This window comes from Mycobacterium sp. E3247, assembly GCF_001667785.1.
Taxonomy (GTDB): domain Bacteria; phylum Actinomycetota; class Actinomycetes; order Mycobacteriales; family Mycobacteriaceae; genus Mycobacterium.
This window is the reverse complement of sequence record NZ_LZJG01000052.1, coordinates 36,698-52,958: the sequence shown is the minus strand read 5'-3', so window position 1 is coordinate 52,958 and position 16,261 is coordinate 36,698. Positions and strand designations below refer to the sequence as shown.

19 protein-coding genes are annotated in these 16,261 nt (G+C 67.8%); 11 read left to right on the top strand and 8 right to left on the bottom strand.

Features of this window, described 5'->3' with window-relative positions:
• Nucleotides 1-55: 55 nt before the first annotated feature.
• Nucleotides 56-1,045 (top strand): alpha/beta fold hydrolase, encoded by a 990-nt coding sequence (locus A9X04_RS02810; RefSeq protein WP_067917518.1) that lies wholly within the window; start codon nt 56-58, stop codon nt 1,043-1,045.
• A gap of 256 nt (nt 1,046-1,301) precedes the next feature.
• Here the strand turns inward: A9X04_RS02810 and A9X04_RS02805 are convergent, their stop codons facing one another.
• Nucleotides 1,302-2,276 (bottom strand): LLM class flavin-dependent oxidoreductase, encoded by a 975-nt coding sequence (locus A9X04_RS02805; protein ID WP_067917516.1) that lies wholly within the window; start codon nt 2,274-2,276, stop codon nt 1,302-1,304.
• Between the two features lie 203 nt (nt 2,277-2,479).
• Between A9X04_RS02805 and A9X04_RS02800 the strand changes: the two genes are divergently transcribed.
• Nucleotides 2,480-3,622 (top strand): MalY/PatB family protein, encoded by a 1,143-nt coding sequence (locus tag A9X04_RS02800; protein WP_369828911.1) that lies wholly within the window; start codon nt 2,480-2,482, stop codon nt 3,620-3,622.
• Here A9X04_RS02800 and A9X04_RS02795 read toward each other — a convergent pair.
• Nucleotides 3,619-4,347, bottom strand: coding sequence for a DUF2652 domain-containing protein (locus A9X04_RS02795; protein ID WP_067917513.1), 729 nt, complete (start codon nt 4,345-4,347; stop codon nt 3,619-3,621). The genes A9X04_RS02800 and A9X04_RS02795 overlap by 4 nt on opposite strands.
• 123 nt (nt 4,348-4,470) lie before the next feature.
• On the opposite strand from A9X04_RS02795, the gene A9X04_RS02790 reads away from it, so the two are divergent.
• A complete protein-coding gene (locus A9X04_RS02790) occupies nt 4,471-5,376 on the top strand; it encodes a haloalkane dehalogenase (RefSeq protein WP_067917511.1) in 906 nt (301 codons plus the stop codon).
• Between the two features lie 231 nt (nt 5,377-5,607).
• Complete coding sequence (locus A9X04_RS02785) at nt 5,608-6,048, top strand: hypothetical protein (RefSeq protein WP_067917586.1); 441 nt, start codon at nt 5,608-5,610, stop codon at nt 6,046-6,048.
• A gap of 45 nt (nt 6,049-6,093) precedes the next feature.
• Here the strand turns inward: A9X04_RS02785 and A9X04_RS02780 are convergent, their stop codons facing one another.
• Both A9X04_RS02780 and A9X04_RS02775 read right to left on the bottom strand, forming a co-directional pair.
• The gene (locus A9X04_RS02780) at nt 6,094-6,963 is read right to left on the bottom strand and encodes an alpha/beta fold hydrolase (protein WP_067917509.1); all 870 of its coding nucleotides are present in this window, start codon (nt 6,961-6,963) and stop codon (nt 6,094-6,096) included.
• 72 nt (nt 6,964-7,035) lie between these two features.
• Nucleotides 7,036-7,794, bottom strand: coding sequence for a 3'(2'),5'-bisphosphate nucleotidase CysQ (locus A9X04_RS02775; protein ID WP_067917506.1), 759 nt, complete (start codon nt 7,792-7,794; stop codon nt 7,036-7,038).
• Between the two features lie 164 nt (nt 7,795-7,958).
• Here A9X04_RS02775 and A9X04_RS02770 point away from each other — a divergent pair, with 164 nt between their 5' ends.
• Entirely contained in the window at nt 7,959-8,513 is a 555-nt protein-coding gene (locus A9X04_RS02770) for a hypothetical protein (RefSeq protein WP_369807512.1), read from the top strand.
• Between the two features lie 177 nt (nt 8,514-8,690).
• On the opposite strand, the gene A9X04_RS02765 is transcribed toward A9X04_RS02770, so the two are convergent.
• Entirely contained in the window at nt 8,691-9,866 is a 1,176-nt protein-coding gene (locus A9X04_RS02765) for a thiolase family protein (RefSeq protein WP_067917583.1), read from the bottom strand.
• 157 nt (nt 9,867-10,023) lie between these two features.
• Between A9X04_RS02765 and A9X04_RS02760 the strand changes: the two genes are divergently transcribed.
• Genes A9X04_RS02760 through A9X04_RS02745 form a run of 4 tightly spaced genes read left to right on the top strand, consistent with a single transcriptional unit; the run spans nt 10,024 to nt 12,640 of the window.
• The gene (locus tag A9X04_RS02760) at nt 10,024-10,536 is read left to right on the top strand and encodes a helix-turn-helix domain-containing protein (RefSeq protein WP_067917504.1); all 513 of its coding nucleotides are present in this window, start codon (nt 10,024-10,026) and stop codon (nt 10,534-10,536) included.
• A 44-nt stretch (nt 10,537-10,580) separates the two neighbouring features.
• On the top strand, nt 10,581-11,453 hold the full coding sequence (locus A9X04_RS02755; RefSeq protein ID WP_067917502.1) for an alpha/beta fold hydrolase: 873 nt from the start codon (nt 10,581-10,583) through the stop codon (nt 11,451-11,453).
• A 3-nt stretch (nt 11,454-11,456) separates the two neighbouring features.
• Nucleotides 11,457-12,254, top strand: a complete 798-nt coding sequence (locus tag A9X04_RS02750) for an HD domain-containing protein (RefSeq protein ID WP_067917500.1) — start codon at nt 11,457-11,459, stop codon at nt 12,252-12,254.
• Nucleotides 12,251-12,640: a MauE/DoxX family redox-associated membrane protein gene (locus A9X04_RS02745; RefSeq protein ID WP_067917498.1), complete on the top strand. Its 390-nt coding sequence runs from the start codon at nt 12,251-12,253 to the stop codon at nt 12,638-12,640. Before A9X04_RS02750 ends, A9X04_RS02745 begins: the two co-directional genes overlap by 4 nt.
• A gap of 95 nt (nt 12,641-12,735) precedes the next feature.
• Here A9X04_RS02745 and A9X04_RS02740 read toward each other — a convergent pair whose 3' ends face one another.
• Together A9X04_RS02740 and A9X04_RS02735 are read right to left on the bottom strand one after the other, a co-directional pair.
• Complete coding sequence (locus A9X04_RS02740; protein ID WP_231985644.1) at nt 12,736-13,308, bottom strand: TIGR03086 family metal-binding protein; 573 nt, start codon at nt 13,306-13,308, stop codon at nt 12,736-12,738.
• 14 nt (nt 13,309-13,322) lie between these two features.
• Complete coding sequence (locus A9X04_RS02735) at nt 13,323-13,895, bottom strand: hypothetical protein (protein WP_156764191.1); 573 nt, start codon at nt 13,893-13,895, stop codon at nt 13,323-13,325.
• 127 nt (nt 13,896-14,022) lie between these two features.
• Between A9X04_RS02735 and A9X04_RS02730 the strand changes: the two genes are divergently transcribed.
• Complete coding sequence (locus A9X04_RS02730; RefSeq protein ID WP_067917581.1) at nt 14,023-14,907, top strand: DMT family transporter; 885 nt, start codon at nt 14,023-14,025, stop codon at nt 14,905-14,907.
• Here the strand turns inward: A9X04_RS02730 and A9X04_RS02725 are convergent.
• A complete protein-coding gene (locus A9X04_RS02725; RefSeq protein ID WP_082974763.1) occupies nt 14,899-15,264 on the bottom strand; it encodes a VOC family protein in 366 nt (121 codons plus the stop codon). The genes A9X04_RS02730 and A9X04_RS02725 overlap by 9 nt on opposite strands.
• Nucleotides 15,265-15,419: 155 nt before the next feature.
• On the opposite strand from A9X04_RS02725, the gene A9X04_RS02720 reads away from it, so the two are divergent.
• Nucleotides 15,420-16,172, top strand: coding sequence for a sensor domain-containing protein (locus A9X04_RS02720; protein WP_067917490.1), 753 nt, complete (start codon nt 15,420-15,422; stop codon nt 16,170-16,172).
• Nucleotides 16,173-16,261: the final 89 nt, after the last annotated feature.

Here is a 16,261-nt window from a genome sequence, read left to right as displayed (position 1 = left end):
GGCTTGCGGTAACGGCATGGTTGTCTATCGCCCTTAGCTCTGCGATGCTGGCAGCTTGGACATCTTCGCGGAGTGGCAAACCGGCGGTACGGAACTACGGTGGCGGTCGACGACCGCCGCCAACGATGCACAGGAAGTCGCGGTCTTCAGTCGCCGCTGCGGAATGCCGGGCGCGCCCGCCTTGGTGCTCGTGCACGGCTTTCCGACGTCGAGCATCGATTATTTCGCCCTGGCCAATGAATTGGGCTCGGAGTTCGACATCTACGCGCTGGACTTTCCAGGGTACGGCCTGTCGGACAAACCGGCTGAACCCTATGTGTATTCGCTCTACGACGACGCGCGGCTGCTGGTCTACGCGATGACCCAGGTGTGGACTCTGACCGAATTCCGCATGCTCACCCACGATCGCGGGAGCAGCGTCGGCATGATCGCGCTGGAGATGCTGGCGGCGCTGGATCCGCCCGTCGCGCCCGTAGACCTGATCGTGACCAACGCCAACATCTACCTGCCGCTGTCCAACCTCACCGCCTTCCAGACCGCACTGCTCGACCCCGACACCGGGCGGCCCACCGCCGCGGCGACCACGCCGGAGATGCTGGCCGCCGGCCTGGGCGCCAGCACCTTCATGCCGCGACGCACACTCGACGACCCCGAGATCGCCGCGTTGGCGAAGTGCTTCGCCCACAACGACGGGATCCGCGTGTTGCCGGACACCATCCAGTACCTCCACGAGCGCGCCGCCGACGAAACGGGTTGGCTGGAAGCGCTTTCCACCAGCCCGGTCAACACCACGGTGGTGTGGGGATTGCACGACAGCGTCGCGCCGCTGCGCGTCCCCAACCACGTCTGGCAGACGTATCTGAAGACCAAGCCCGGCCGCAACCGCTACTGGGTGGTGCCCGGCGCCGACCACTACTTGCAGTGCGACGCCCCCGCGCAACTGGCCCAGATCGTTCGGCTGACGGCCCAGGGAGGGGACATAGCGCTGCAGACGCTGGGCAATCAGCCCGACGGCGCGGTGTTGGTGGACGCAACAGCCAGCTAGCGCTGCCTCTCTTGGACGAGCGTGAAGCTAACTTCACGCTCGGCGGCCAGCGTGAAGCTAACTTCACACTCGGCGGAACGACGCCCACTCACCCCGTCACGACGGGCAGGCGCGCCCACGCGCGCACGCTCGCGGTGTGCGCCCGTTGCGCGTTGGCATAGTCGCCCCCAATAACATTTGCGCCCAACGTCGAGTTGTTGGGCGAAAATAGCCGACTTCCCCGTAACAACTCCACGTTGGGCGGGTGCGTCAGCAGTCACCCGAGCGCCTGAGGAAGCACGAGTTCGCCCACGCGCTTGAGATACGGCCACGCGACGTCCGGTGGCAGCCCGCCACACAGCGGTGACAGGTTGAGCACCTGGCCGGCGCGGACCCGCGAAACCGCCTCGGGCACAGAGATAATCACGTGTGATTTCCCGGTCGCGCGCAGCTCGTCGACGGTGTTCACGTGCGAGAAGCCGGCCGTGGTCTCGTCGCCGGGGTTCCAGGCGGCATAGGTGCGGACGTCGTGCAGCAGATGGTCGCCGATCTCTTTCCAGGCCTGATCCACGTCGTCGGCGACGAACACGACCGAGGGCGTGTCGCGGTCGGGAAAGAAGGTCGGCCCGGGCTCGTGGCCGTGCTCGCGACAGGCGGCTTCGTAGGCCTCCTGAATACCCGGAGCATTCGCGTTGCCCAGCATGCCCAGGCCGTACCTGCCCGCCCGGCGGGCCGCCGCCAATGTTCCGCCGCCCCACATCAATCCCGGACCGCCGGCGGTCAGCGGGCGTGGTGTCACGGCGATCCGCCGACCGTCTTCGACGACGGTTTCACCGGCAAGCAGCCGCTGCAACAGCGCGAGTCTCTCGTCGCAGAGGCGGCCACGGGTCTTGATCGGAACGCCGAAATGCTCGAACTCCTCGGGCCGATAGCCCAGCGCGAGGATGTACGACGCCCGCCCCTTGCTGATGATGTCGAGCACCGCCATGTCCTCGGCGAGGCGCACGGTTTCGTAGAACGGGAGAATCAGGATCAGGCTGAGGGCCAGACGCTGCGTGCGTGCCGCCACGGCCGACGCCAACAAGAACGGGGACGGTAGGTAGCCGTCCTCGGAACCGTGGTGTTCGCAGAAGACGGCGGCCAGGCCGCCGTGATCCTCGGCCCATGCCGACATTTCGGGCGCCGCGGCGTACAGATCGGCTGGAGACGCGGCCCACTCGGGGTCGCGCATGTCGAAGCGCAGTGTGTACACGGCAAACTCCTAGGTGGCCAAACTCTGTGGGGCACGTTACACGTTCGGCCGAAGACGTAAAGCGGCAGAGTCGTCGGGACTAGGATCTCCCGTTGACGATTCCCAAGCACGCGTTCGCCACCTGGTCTGCCCTACAATCTGGCCGGGTGACGTTTAACCCGCTCGAGGAACTCACCCTCCCCCAATTGCGGCTGCGCACCAGCATGAAGTGGCGCGCGTACGCGGACGACGTGTTGCCGCTCTGGGTTGCCGAGATGGACGTCAACCTGGCGCCGACGGTGGCCGCGGCCCTGCGCCGGGCCATCGACATCGGTGACACCGGATACCCTTGCGGCACTGCATTTGCCGAAGCGGTGAGTGAGTTCGCCTCGCGGCGTTGGCAATGGCACGACCTGGAGGTCGGCCGCACGGCGATCGTCCCCGACGTCATGCTCGGCGCCGTGGAGCTGTTGCGTCTGGTCACCGACCGCGGTGACGCCGTCGTCGTCAACCCGCCCGTGTACGCGCCGTTCTACGCGTTCATCTCGCACGACGGCCGCCGCGTGATCGAGGCCCCACTGGACGCCGACGGACGAATCGATTTGAGCAACTTGGAGGGCGCGTTCGCGCGTGCCGGCACTTCGGACGGCAAGGTCGCGTACTTGCTGTGCAACCCGCACAACCCGACCGGCTCGGTGCACACCAGCGAGGAATTGCGCCAGGTCGCCGAGCTCGCCCACCGGTTCGCCGTCCGGGTGGTCTCCGACGAGATCCATGCACCCGTCATCCTGTCCGGGTCGCGGTTCACCCCGTACCTGACCGTCCCCGGTGCGGAGAACGCCTTCGCCCTGACGTCCGCCTCCAAGGCGTGGAACCTGTCCGGCCTGAAGGCGGCTCTGGCCATCGCGGGCCCGGAGGCGGCCGCGGATCTGCGCCGGATGCCGGAGGAGGTCAGTCACGGGCCGAGCCACCTGGGCGTCATCGCGCACGCCGAAGCCTTCCGGACCGGCGGCGAATGGCTTGACGAGCTGCTGCGCGGCCTCGACCGGAACCGCCAGCTACTCGGCGACCTGGTGGCCGAACACCTGCCGAGTGTGAAATATCAATGGCCGCAAGGGACTTACCTCGCATGGCTCGACTGCCGGGAGCTCGGGTTCGTCGAGGACGCCGCCGACGGCCCTGCGGTGGTCGCCGACCTGTCCGGGCCTGCCCGGTGGTTCCGCGACCACGCCCGGGTGGCGCTCAGTTCCGGCCACGTTTTCGGAACCGGCGGGGCGGGGCACGTCCGGCTGAACTTCGCGACCTCGGCGGCCATTCTCACCGAGGCCGTGTCCCGGATGGGCCGGGCGCTCGCCGACAGGGGTTAGGCGGGGATCTCCTCGGCCCCGCGACCCAGGTTGCGGAACCCCTCGGCGGGCTCCTTGAACCCGAGCACGAAGGGCAACGAGCTCAATTCCAGCTTCATCGTCGCCCCGAACCGGCGAAAGAAGCTGGACTGGACCGGAGCGAGGGAAACCTGCGCCGTCGCAAGGTCGATGTAGTGCGTCGACGTCTCCCCGATGTCGTCGAACACGTGCATCAGCGGTTTGCACTGCGAGCGCACGGATTCGTCCAGGCACGCGGCGACGGGATCGGTCATCAACACGTATTCGACCACGGGCACCAGGTTTTTCAGCATTCGATGCACCAGGATCACGTCGAAGCCCGCGAATTCCACGTGGCGCTTCACCCGTTGCTCGGCCACCTCACCCTGGTGGACGACGAACTTCAACGACAGGTTGTCCAGCTGCGCGCAACACGCGCACTCGCAGGCCAGATCCTTCTTGAAGCGCTCGCGCCGCGCGATGAACGCCTCCCGCATCCGGGACAGCCGGTCACACACCAGCACTTTGGCGTCGCCGTCGGGCGCCCAGAAGAAGGCGGCGTCGCCCTCCAGCTTGGCCAGCTTCATGCCTCTGCCGGCGTCGATCACCGACTCCAGCAGCCCTGCCACCGTCAACTGGGCGTGCGCCAGGTGGGTGCGGTTCCACTGCATGTAGTGGGTATAGCCGCTGATGTCGGCAATGAGCAGGACCGCACGCCGAATCGCCATGAACAAGCCAGTTTAATGTCCTGTCAACGCCGGGCCCAATGAAATCTCCCAATCTCCCACTAGACGAACTGGCGTCGCCGCGAGAGGCTAACTCAAGGCGCCCACCCACCGGAGGAGCTGAATATGCATGTGCTACGAACCCCGGATTCCCGATTCGAAAACCTGGAAGGGTATCCGTTCGTAGCGAACTACCTCGACGTGGCGGCGAGCGACACGCAGCCGCTGCGCATGCACTTCCTCGACGAGGGCCCGGCGGATGGGCCGCCGATCGTGCTGCTGCACGGCGAGCCCACCTGGAGCTACCTGTACCGGACGATGATCCAGCCCCTCGCCGACGCCGGGAACCGCGTGCTCGCGCCCGACCTGATCGGCTTTGGTCGCTCCGACAAGCCCGGCCGGATCGGCGATTACACCTATCAGCGGCACGTCGAATGGGTGACCTCCTGGTTCGAGCGGCTCAACCTCAAGGACGCGACGTTGTTCGTGCAGGACTGGGGATCGCTGATCGGGCTGCGCATCGCCGCCGAGCAGGGTGACCGCATCGCGCGACTGGTGGTCGCGAATGGTTTCCTGCCCACCGCGCAGCGGCCCACCCCGCCCGCCTTCTACGCCTGGCGGGCGTTCGCACGCTACTCCCCCGTATTGCCCGCCGGCCGCATCGTCTCGGTTGGGACCGTGCGGCGGGTTCCGGCCCGGGTGCGGGCCGGGTACGACGCACCGTTCCCCGACAAGTCGTATCAGGCCGGGGCCCGGGCCTTCCCTCAGTTGGTGCCGACCTCACCGGACGATCCCGCGATCCCCGCCAACAGAGCCGCATGGAAAGTCCTGGGGCAGTGGGAGAAACCCTGCCTTGCCATCTTCGGCGCCCGCGACCCCATCCTCGGGCGGGCCGACCGTCCCCTGATCCAGCACATCCCCGGCGCCGCGGGCCAACCGCACGCCCGCATCAATGCCGGTCACTTCATCCAGGAAGACTCCGGACCCGAACTGGCCGAACGCATTCTGTCCTGGCAGCAGGCCCTGCGCTGACCGCGCATCAGGGCTCCACTCCGGTAGCGCCCGCCCGCCTCGCCAATCCCGGCTTTTAGCAACGACTCCCGGTAGAACGCCGGCATCGCGTGGTGGTGGGTGTCGATCCGCGACATCGCTGCGCTCCGCTGGGCCGTCGGACACTGGGCCGGCACGATCGTAGGTCCCCGCCGACGGCTCGTCCGCCGGGCTCCGCGTCGGGCGGCCGGTGTCGAATGGAACGATCAGCGCATGGACGGTGCGTTGATGGGTCTCATGGGGATGGTGGTGGGCGCGTCGGCCGCGGGGGCGGCGGGCGTCGCGAGGTCGGTCTCCGACACCGTGCTGCCCAGGATGATGGGCAGTGCCGACCACAAGCACCAGATGATCTTGCAGTTGCACGGGCAACGCTGCGAGACGATTCAGCGATGGCGGGCCGGCTTGGCCGACGCCCGGGATGCCTACCGGCAATGGGCTTGCGGACCCAGGAACGGCGATCCGCCCAATGTCGTGGGCGACGAGTGGTTCGAGGGGTTACGGCCACACCTGCCCGCCACCGGTGAAACGGCGAAGTACCGCACCGGACACGAAATCCACTGCGACAACCCGACCCTCACGCTGCTCTCGCTCGAGATCGGGCGGATCGAGAAGGAGTGGACCGAGGAGGCCAAGGGGCGCAGGCGCCGGCTGTGAACGCGGCTGGACCCACGGTTGCGGCGGCACTCGGGGATCGGGCTGTTAGGCGGCAATCGCCCCGCGGCGTATGAGGTCGGCGAACTCGTCTGGGGATTCGAGCGGTGCGAAGTGGCCGGCGCCATCGACGGTGGTCAGCTGAACGTCCGTGAAGAACTCGTCGAGGCGATCCGACCACACGGGGGGAAACAGCGGATCGCGTAGTGGCCAAAGCACGGACGCGGGCGTACTGATGCGTTGGTCCCGCCGCGGTGGCCGTTCGCCCGGTGCGGTCGCCACCGTTCCGGAACCCGCCCGATACCAGGCAATCGAGGCGCGGAAAGCGCCGGGCGGCGAATAGGCGGCGACGAGATGCTCCAAGTCGGCATCCGCGAGCCCGAACGTCGGGCCGGACCATGCCCCCCAGAAGTGAGACAGGTACCTGCGGACGGCGCGGGGATTTCCGTCGATCAGCTCGTGCGCCAGTGACAGCTGGTGAAACGCTTGGTACCAGAACTGCTCTTGGGCGTCCGGATCGAGCCCGCGGGTTCCGACGCCGGGCAGCGGAGGCGACAGGACCAGGTGCTTGACGAGCCCCGGCCGATCCGTGGCCAGGGTTTGAGCTATGCGGCTTCCGATGTCGTAGCCGGCGACGACAGGTCGCCGCAAGCCGAGTTCATCGATCAGGCCGACGATGCTGGACGCCTGGGCCGCGGCGCCGTATCCGTGGGCTGGGTCGACGGGCTGCTTGTCCGACCGCCCGAACCCGCGCAAGTCAGGAACCACAACGTCGAAATCCTTGTCCAGCAGGGGTACAACGTGGCGGTAATCCGTGTGGTCGCCGGGCCATCCGTGCAGCAGTATCACCGATTGCCCGCCGGTCCCGTGACGTTGGTAGGCCAGCCGAAAGCCATCGCACGGAGAACTCGTCAGCATTCCTCAAACGTAGTCGCGCGCCCTGCCGAGAAAATGAGGCCGCACGTCGGGATTTGGGCGTGCTCGGCGCAACTAGCCGACGTTCGGCCCCGACGTGACCGCGAGCACCGCCTCGGCCAGCTCAGGCCGGCAGACCACCAGATCGGGCAACTTCGGGTCCGACTGGTTGTAAACCAGGGGGGACCCGTCAATGCGCGACGTATGCAGCCCGGCGGCGCGGGCCACGGCCACCGGGGCGGCCGAGTCCCACTCGAACTGGCCGCCGGCGTGCACGTAGACGTCGGACAATCCCTGGACCAGCGACGCGACCTTGGCTCCGGCGGAGCCCATCTCCACCAGCACGCCGTCCAGCGCGTCGCGGACGGTCAGGGCGATGGCGGGCGGCCGGGTGCGTGACACCACGATGCGCGGCTTGCCCGGGGCCGCGGGTGGCGAATCGACCTCGGGGGTGGCCAGGGTGATGCCCTGCGCCGGCAGCGCCACCGCACCGGCAACCAACTCGCCCGCCTCCCACAGCGCGACGTGCACCGCCCAGTCGTCGCGCCCGAGTTCGGAGAATTCCCGCGTGCCGTCCAGGGGATCCACGATCCACACGCGTTCCGAGCGCAGCCGAACCGGGTAGTCGGCCCCCTCCTCGGACAGCACCGCGTCGTCGGGCCGCTCGTCGGCGAGAGCCGCCATCAAGAAATCGTGGGATCGCTTGTCGCCCGCGGCTTTCCGCTCGCTTGCGTCGGCCTCGGCGAACTCTTCGCGCACCGTGAGCAGGAGCCGCCCGGCCTCGGTCGCCAACCGCGCCGCCAGTTCGTGGTCATCCGTCAGTCGCAGGGCCATCACAATCCTTAAGTTGGTAGCGTTGACCAACTTTACCCTGCCTAGGCGAAGGCTGACGGGCACCACCCCGGGCGGAACGGTTCGGTCGTAATCTGTTGAACGTGAGCGGGGGCAACGTTCCTTTGTTGAGCCGACTGGGACGCGTTCCACGGGGGCGCCTGATCGTGATCGGCATCGTCTCGGCGCTCGCGTTGGGCGGCCTACTCGCCTTTGTCGGGTTCAAGGTGACCCAGGGCAGTCAAGCCGCGGCCCCGGCCACATCGCTGCCGCCACCGCCGCAGAGCTTCGCCATCCCTGGTTGCTACAACCTGTCCGCTCCGCCGGTCGAGCGCCCGAAGCGGCTCAACGTGCTGGGCTGCGCGAGCGTCGCCGTTGCGCTGCAAGGCATGTCGTGGAGCGCGTGGGGGCCGCAGGGCGCCGACGGGACCGGCACGGCCGTCTTCAAGGTCTGCGACCCGAATTGTGCGGCGGGCTATCAGCTGACGGAGCCGGTTGTCGTACACGCGTGGAATCCGCAACCGCCACGGCGCGAAGCCATCTGCCAGGCCGGCCTGAACATCTTCGCCGACATGATCCTGGCCTTCCCCAAAGACGTCCCCCCACCAAACGTGCAGAAGATGAACGCCCAGTACAACGGACAGCCGGCCGTGCACTTCGCCAACTACTCGAGCGGCGATACGCGCGGCACCCAGTTCATCGGCTACACGTTCTGCAACTAGGCAGAACCGATGGCGGCGACCCGCTGCTGAACCGGATGGCGGCGATCCGCCGCCAGACCTCGCGATCGCCGCGCCCAATGGCGGCGACCCGCCTCGCCCGGCTTCGCCGCGCTCGCGATCGCCGCGCCCAATGGCGGCGACCCGCCTCGCCCGGCTTCGCCGCGCTCGCGATCGCCGCTAGACCTCGATGACGACGGCACCGCCCTGGCCGCCGCCCGCGCACATGGCCGCGACGCCGATGCCGCCGCCCCTGCGGGCCAGCTCATAGGCCAGCGTGGTCACCATGCGCGCGCCCGACGCCGCGATGGGGTGGCCGAGGCTGCACCCGCTACCGGAGAAGTTCACCTTCTCCTCGTCGAGGCCGTACTCGCGGCACGCGGCGATCGGTACCGAGGCGAACGCCTCGTTGATCTCCCACAGCGCCACGTCGCCGACCGACAGACCGGCCCGCTGCAGCACCTTGCCGATGACCTTGACAGCCCCCAGCCCGGTGTCCCTGGGAGCGACACCCGCGGCGGCCCACGCCCGCACCGTGCCCATCACGTTGAGGTTCTCCGCGGTGGCGTACTCGCGATCGACGAGGGCGACCGCCGCGGCGGCGTCATTGGTGCCACTGCTGTTGCCCGCGGTGATCGAGAACCCCTCGATCTCGGGGTGCAGCACCTTGAGTGCGGCCAGCTTCTCGACGGTGGTGTCCCGGCGGGGATGCTCGTCGACGGAGAAGTCGATCACCGAACCGTCGAGCTGGGTGACCTTCAGCGGGACGATCTCGTCGACGAACTTGCCCGCATCCATGGCAGCGATGGCGCGCTGATGCGAGCGCGCGGCCCAAGCGTCCATTTCCTCGCGGGTGATGCCGACCGCCTGCGCCGTATTCCAGCCGACGGTGATCGACATGTCCCGGGTGGGCGCATCGGGCGTCTCCACGTGCGTCGGCGGCATCCACTGCTCCTGGAACTTCAGCTCAGGACCGGGAATTCGCCAGTTGGTCAGCGGCGTCATCGACAACGACTGCACGCCGCCGGCGATGAGGACGCGTTCCATCCCGGAGCCGATCTGGGCCGCGGCGTTTCCGATGGCGGTCAGGCTGCCCGCGCAGTGCCGGTTCACCGATTGGCCGGGAATGTCCTCCATGCCGGTCGCGGTCGCCGCATAACGCGCCAAATCGCCACCCCCGTAATGGGATTCGGCGAAGATGATGTCGTCGATCGCGGATGGGTCGACGCCGGACCTGCGCACCACCTCCGGAAGCACCGTGGTGATCAGCGTCTCGGGGGGTGTGTTGACGAGGGTGCCCTTGAAGGAACGGCCGATCGCCGTCCGAACCGCTCCGACAATGACGGGTGCGGCCATGTGCTCAACCTCGAAGTGTCTGGCTGCGGTCGGCAGCAACGGGTGGATGGAATCGTATTCAATACCGTATGCGCAATAGTAACGGGCTAGGTTGCGGACCCCGCGGTCTGTGACGGCGCTAACAATCAAGCAACCGCCGGCGGCCTAAACTTGCACCATGCCACTTGGGCGCGACTACACGGGCCAGAGCTGTGCGCTCGCCCGTGCGCTGACGATCCTCGGCGAGCGCTGGACGCTGCTGATCGTCCGCGATGCCTTCCACGGGTTGACCCGCTACGACGAATTCCTTCGCAGCCTCGGGCTGGCGACGAATGTGTTAAGCGCTCGGCTGCAGAAGCTGGTCGATCACGGCGTGCTGGAGCGCAGCGGGTCGCGCGGCTCGTACCACCTGACCCCAAAGGGCCGCGACCTGTTCCCGGTGGTGTTGACGCTGATGGCCTGGGCCGACCGACACGAACCGGGTCCGGACGGCCCCGAGGTCCTGATCCTCCACACCGGCTGCGATCACGAGGCCGGTGGCGCGCTGCGATGCGAGCACTGCGACGAACCCATCGGGCTGCGCGACCTGCGCGTCGTGCCCGCGCCCGGTGCCGTCGGAGCGGATGGCGAGCCGACCACCCTGACACCGCCTCAACTGGCTGCGTGGGAAGGCCGTCCGGCGCGACATTGAGTCGCGCCATTGCCGACCTACTTGCACCATGCAAGTATGCTCTCATGTCGATCAGTGCCGATCTTGGCCAGGAGCGTCGCGTCGTCATCCCGCAAGGCGCGATCAACTACCGCGACCGCGGCGATGGCCCGCCGATCGTGTTCGTGCATGGCGTCGGCGTCAACGGCGATCTGTGGCGAAACATCGTGCCGCGCTTGGCCCGCAGCCATCGATGCATCACGCCAGACCTGCCGTGGGGCTCGCATTCGCTGCCGCTGAAAGCCGATGCAGATCTGTCGCTGCCCGGCATGGCCCGGATCACCGCGGACTTCATCGCCGCCTTGGGCCTCGACGACGTCACGATCGTCGCCAACGACACGGGTGGCGCCGTCGCGCAGGCGCTGGTGGGACGCCACCCCGAACGGATCGCCCGCCTGGTGCTCACCTCGTGCGACGCGTTCGAGAAGTTCCCGCCGACGCCACAGAAGTACCTGGAGGTGATGGCACGCTCGCGGCTACTCACCTGGATCGTCGCCTACACGGCGCAGTTCAAGGCGATCCAGCGCCTGCCCACTGCCTACGGGTTTGTGACCTCACGGCCCATGCCCCCAGACATCATGCGCTCCTTCACCGACCCCGTGCGCCTCAACCCGGGAGTCAGGCGCGACTTCCGGCGCATGCTACGAGCGGTCGACACGAAATACACGTTCGAGGCCGCGGACCGGCTCACCGGCTTCGACAAACCCGCGCTCGTGCTCTGGGCCGACAACGACAAGATCTTTCCCCGCGACCACGGACGGCGGCTGGCAAAGCTATTGCCGCAAGGCCAATTTCAACTCATCGCCGGCAGCCGCACCTTCATCCCCGAAGAGCAGCCCGATCGCCTTGTCACCGCGATCGAGGGCTTCCTTGACGCACACCCGACGAGAGCGGAGTGACCGATGGTCCACACGCCCCCGGTTGGCTCGCTGGAATGGGAAAGACGGGGCGGCCCGCCGCTGTCGGTGCCCCAGCGCCTGGCTCTGCTCGCCGGCACCGGCGCGGTGCTACTCGGTGGCGCCGCTCCCCGACTTCGCTGGGCGCTCCGCCGCTTTCCTATTGCCGCACCCGAGGTTCCCCGAAAAATCGACCTGGCGCAGTGGGCACCGCCGCGCACGGACGCAGTCCGCGCGGCCGCGGAGCGCCTGCGCGCCGTCGCCAGCCCGCAGATCGTCAACCACAGTTACCGCACCTATTACTTCACGGCCATCCGCTACGAGTTGAGCGGTCACCCCGACCCAATCGACCGCGAAGCGCTTTGTGTCGCAGCGCTACTCCACGACGTCGGGCTCTTCGACCCCGGTCGGCGAGGGTGCTTCACCGTCGCCGGCGCCAGACAGGCTCGCGAGATCGCGGCGGCCGCCGGGTGGACGGGCTCACGTCAGGACAGCGTGGCCCTGGCCATCACGACCAACCTCAACCCGTTCGTCCCGGCGCACCGATACGGAGCGATAGCTCACTGGCTCCGTGTGGGCGGATTGGTCGACGTCCTGGCCCAGCAATGGGCGCTGCACCCCGACAACCTCGACGAGATCCTCAACCGCTACTCCCGAGACGGATTCGCCGAAGACACCGCCCGACTCGTCAAGCAGGAAGCACGCCGAAACCCCGGCTGTCGATTCGCGTGCTTTGGACCGATCTTTCCCACGGCGGTCCGCTGGAGCACATTCACCACGGAACAAGACACAATAGGTCGATGACCACCCCCCTCGCTGGATCCGACGCGACCCAGAACACGGCCTACCGCATCGCGGCAATGCTCGTGGGCGTCGGCACCCTGCACTTCCTGGCGCCCAAGCCGTTCGACGACATCGTCCCCGCCGAGCTGCCCGGCGACGCGCGGCTCTACACCTACGCATCGGGAGTCGCCGAGATAGTCATCGGCGCGCTCCTGGTGCCACCGCGCACCCGACGGCAGGCCGCGCTGGCGGCCGCCGCACTCTTCGTCGGCGTGTTCCCGGCCAACGTCAACATGTGCCGGTTGTGGTGGGGCAAGCCCTGGCCGATGCGCATCGCCGCGCTGGCCCGGCTGCCGCTGCAAATCCCGATGATCACCACCGCGCTCAAAATCAGACGCAACAGCTGACGCCCCGGGGGGTCACCCACGGCGCATCCGTCCCTGCCGGCGGCAATGACTCGTGGTGGATTTGTGACTGATGCGGCGCAGGGGCTGAATGCAAATCAGTTGTGCCGCACGGCGCCGGCGTCGACTGAGCGCCCGAGAAAAGCCATGAGTCGAGCAGTCGGTGTCGCATCATCCGGCGCGGCCTGGGCCGGTCCGAAGCCGCCCGGTCGCCGCAACATAGGCTCCGGCAGCGACTCCACCAAACCGCGGCACAGCCCGAGCAGGTCCGCGGGCAGCTCGACCAGCCGCCCTTGCGAGCGGTGGATGTCCCAGGCGTGCATGGCCAGGTCCGAAACCGGAAAAGTCAGCGCCCGGCGCAAAGGGACCTGGCCTTCCGGCGATTTCCGCATCCCGTCGAGGTCGGCACCCGGCAGCGCGTCGTCCAGCCGCGTTGCCAGTCCACGAAGCCGCGCGGCCGGGTCGTCGCAAACCCAGTCCGACGGTTCAGAGGGACGATCCCAGATTTCGCCGTCTTCGACGAGCGTCACCACCTTCGCTGCGCTGCCGGTCACGTGACCCACCAGATCGCGCAGGCTCCAGCCCTCGAGGTTGGACGGGCGGTCCCAGTTCTCCGGCGGAATCCGGTCCACGGCGTCGATGAGCAGGCCGATCGCCTCGGTCGCCAGCACACCGATGTCACTCATCAGCCGCGCTCCCCTGCTGCAACCGCCGGATTGACTTGCGCGCGTTCGCCTTCGGCCGTGCGATGGAGCCAGACGAACTTGTTCTGTCCTGCGGCGCCTGCCAGGAATGGCCGCACGAGCAAGGGATAAGCCTCCATCGCCGCTGCCCGCGGGATTAGCTCGGGGTTTTCCAGCGCATACTGTGCGCCGTTCCAGGTGAGCCTGCAGGTGCGGGCGGCCAGCACGTTGTCCAGCCAGTCAACGTGGGGGTACGCCGCCGCGAGCACGAAACCGTCACCGAGCGGATAAGCGCTGAGCGGCGTCACATAGGTTCGGCCACTTCGCCGCCCGACGTGCTCCAGCGCGCTGAGGTTGAAGTAGAGCATTCCCAGTCGGGTCCCGGCGATCTTGCGCAGGTAAGGATTTCCCCGCTTGGTGAGCTGCCGCGTCCAGTCGCTGATGCGTCGTACCCGCATCAGCGTTCCCCAACCGAGCAAGAGCAGATACAACGCCGCCAGAATGCCGGCGACGGCGGCGGGTGGCCACACCAGCACACGCAACAACCGTCGGTTTGTCATGGTGGCGACCTCCACTGTCTGCTTTCTGCGCGCAACGTGACCCGAGATTCCGCCAGATGCCACCCAACCGTCTAGGGTCGCAAGTCCTTGGATCGGTTGGCAAGGTGAGACGTGCGTTGGGCTGATGGGACAGGAGATCTCGGTGGGCAGAGCAGACATCGCGGCGGTCCTTGCGGTCGCGGCCGCCCTGATGGTGGGCATCGGCGACGTCATCCAGCAGCGATCCGCCCAACAGGTCACCGACGAACCGGTGGGCACCCTCGCCCTGTTTCGCCGGCTGCTGCGCGACCGTCAGTGGTGGACCGGCAGCCTGGTGGCCGGCGCCGGGTTCGGGTTTCAGGCCGCCGCGCTGGGCTTCGGCTCGGTGGTGCTCGTGCAAGCGCTGTTGGTGACGTCGTTGCTGTTCGCGTTGCTCATCAGCGCCCGGGTGAACCACCGCAGAATTACTGCCTGGCAAGCGCTTTGGGCGGTGTTGCTGGCGGCCGCGGTGGCGATCGTGGTGACGGTCGGCGACCCCCAGGAGGGGACCCCCCGCGGGTCGGTGCACATATGGACGATCGTGGCGCTGGTGATGGGTCCGGCGCTCATCCTGTGCGTGATCGGCGCACGCATGTTCCCGGGCGCGGTCGCGGCGCTGTTGCTTGGGCTGATGTCCGGCTCGCTGTGGGGACTGTTCTCGGTCTTGACCAAAGGCGTGGTCGACCAGCTCGACCACGGCATCCCCGCCCTGCTCCGCACACCCGAGTTGTACGTGTGGGTGGTGGTGGCGATCGCGGCCACCGCCTGGGAGCAGTCGGCGTTTCGGGCGGGCCCGCTCACCGCGTCGCTGCCCGCGGTGACCGTCGCCGAGCCCGTCGTCGGATCGGTGCTCGGTGTCACCGTGCTGGGCGAGACGCTCCGGACCAACGATGTCGGCCTGGTGGCGCTGGGCGTCTCGGTCGCGGTCATGGCCGCGGCGACGGTGGCGCTGGCCCACAGCCAGGCCGCCGCCCCGCCGGCCGGCGAAACGCCCGCGGTATCAACTTGATTGGATGCGCGAGCCGACGCGGTGCGCGGTGCCGTCCGGATCGACGTAGGCGAATTCGCGCAGACCATAGTCCGTGTCCTGCGGTGGGATCAGGCGGCCATCGAGGCCTTCCAGCGCCGCCCACTCCGCGTAGAGAGCGTCGGCGTCGCTGACGTAGAGATACACGCCGGCGGCCGTCCGCAGCGGGTCGTGCTCGTCCCATTCGGTGAGGTGGATCGACACCGGTCCGCGGTCGGCGAACCCGTAACGCTCGGGGCCGTCGTATTTGCGTGCGTCGAACCCAAGTCGTCGATAGCGGTCGATCGCGGCATCGAGGTCTCGGACCGGCACGATCGGCGCCACCGAGGTGAAGTTCACTGCGGACACCCGGCGAACATATCGCTTGGTGCGGATTTTCCTCGCGGGAGAAGGCTGCTGTCGTAGGCTTCGTTGGCGAACAACTCGTGAACACCCGACGCGCTGGGGGCGCGCGAAGATGCTCGAGAGGGGACTCGAGCAGGAAGGGCCTCGACATGCGCCAGCTGAAAACCGCAGTCGCCGTTGCCGCCTCCGTCGGAATCCTGCTCTGCGGTTGCGCCCACAAAGAAGGGGGCGGCGCCGCCTCGCCGTCCACCACGACCACCACGGCGGGGCCGAAGGGGCCCCTGACGAAGGACCAGCTGGCCAACCTCATGCTCAGCCCGACCGAGCTGGACACCGCGCTCGGCGTCACGGGTACTTACAGCGACCCGCCGAAAACCGCTCTGGTACTAGACCCGGTCAAGCGCAGTGACTACACGGTTCCCCCCGAATGCGCCTATGCCATCCGCGCGGCCCTGGAAGGCGTTTACGCCGACAGCGGGAACAGCGCGGTCTACGGCTACCACGACGTCGCACCCGCTCCCCCGGGTGCGACCGACATGGAAAGGCCGGACGTCGATCAGTTCGTGGTGTTGTTTCCTTCGCCGGATCAGGCGACCGCATTCTTCACCGCCTCGTCCCAGCGGTGGCCGGCCTGCGCCAACCGCCAGGACACCGTTCCCGCCGAGGGCGGTCAACCGGAACTGCAGTGGAAGGTCGGCGACGTTGCCACCACCAATGGGGTTGTGCGCGCCGCCGTGACGGTGACCGTCACCGCTAGCGCCGGGAACGTCACCATGCCGTGTCAGCGGGCGCTGACCGTCCGCAACAACGTCGTCATCGACGTCGACGCGTGCCGCAAGGACGTCGGAGACCTCGGCGTCAACATCGCCAACCAGATCGCCGCAAAGGTCGACAAGCAATAGGCGGGCAACAGGGTGGCGTACCGGCGTGCGTCCCCCGAAGCCCTCTGGCCGCCCGGCGTTCACCTACCTGCAGTAGCTGCTCGCCGGGA

Excerpts from the sequence above, each read along its gene's own strand:
- A9X04_RS02755 (WP_067917502.1), top strand. The coding sequence starts at position 10,581 with ATGTCGATCAGTGCCGATCTTGGCCAGGAGCGTCGCGTCGTCATCCCG.
- A9X04_RS02720 (WP_067917490.1), top strand. The coding sequence starts at position 15,420 with ATGCGCCAGCTGAAAACCGCAGTCGCCGTTGCCGCCTCCGTCGGAATC.
- A9X04_RS02765 (WP_067917583.1), bottom strand. The coding sequence starts at position 9,866 with ATGGCCGCACCCGTCATTGTCGGAGCGGTTCGGACGGCGATCGGCCGT.
- A9X04_RS02750 (WP_067917500.1), top strand. The coding sequence starts at position 11,457 with ATGGTCCACACGCCCCCGGTTGGCTCGCTGGAATGGGAAAGACGGGGC.
- A9X04_RS02800 (WP_369828911.1), top strand. The coding sequence starts at position 2,480 with ATGAAGTGGCGCGCGTACGCGGACGACGTGTTGCCGCTCTGGGTTGCC.
- A9X04_RS02795 (WP_067917513.1), bottom strand. The coding sequence starts at position 4,347 with ATGGCGATTCGGCGTGCGGTCCTGCTCATTGCCGACATCAGCGGCTAT.
- A9X04_RS02790 (WP_067917511.1), top strand. The coding sequence starts at position 4,471 with ATGCATGTGCTACGAACCCCGGATTCCCGATTCGAAAACCTGGAAGGG.
- A9X04_RS02775 (WP_067917506.1), bottom strand. The coding sequence starts at position 7,794 with ATGGCCCTGCGACTGACGGATGACCACGAACTGGCGGCGCGGTTGGCG.
- A9X04_RS02745 (WP_067917498.1), top strand. The coding sequence starts at position 12,251 with ATGACCACCCCCCTCGCTGGATCCGACGCGACCCAGAACACGGCCTAC.
- A9X04_RS02760 (WP_067917504.1), top strand. The coding sequence starts at position 10,024 with ATGCCACTTGGGCGCGACTACACGGGCCAGAGCTGTGCGCTCGCCCGT.
- A9X04_RS02780 (WP_067917509.1), bottom strand. The coding sequence starts at position 6,963 with ATGCTGACGAGTTCTCCGTGCGATGGCTTTCGGCTGGCCTACCAACGT.
- A9X04_RS02785 (WP_067917586.1), top strand. The coding sequence starts at position 5,608 with ATGGACGGTGCGTTGATGGGTCTCATGGGGATGGTGGTGGGCGCGTCG.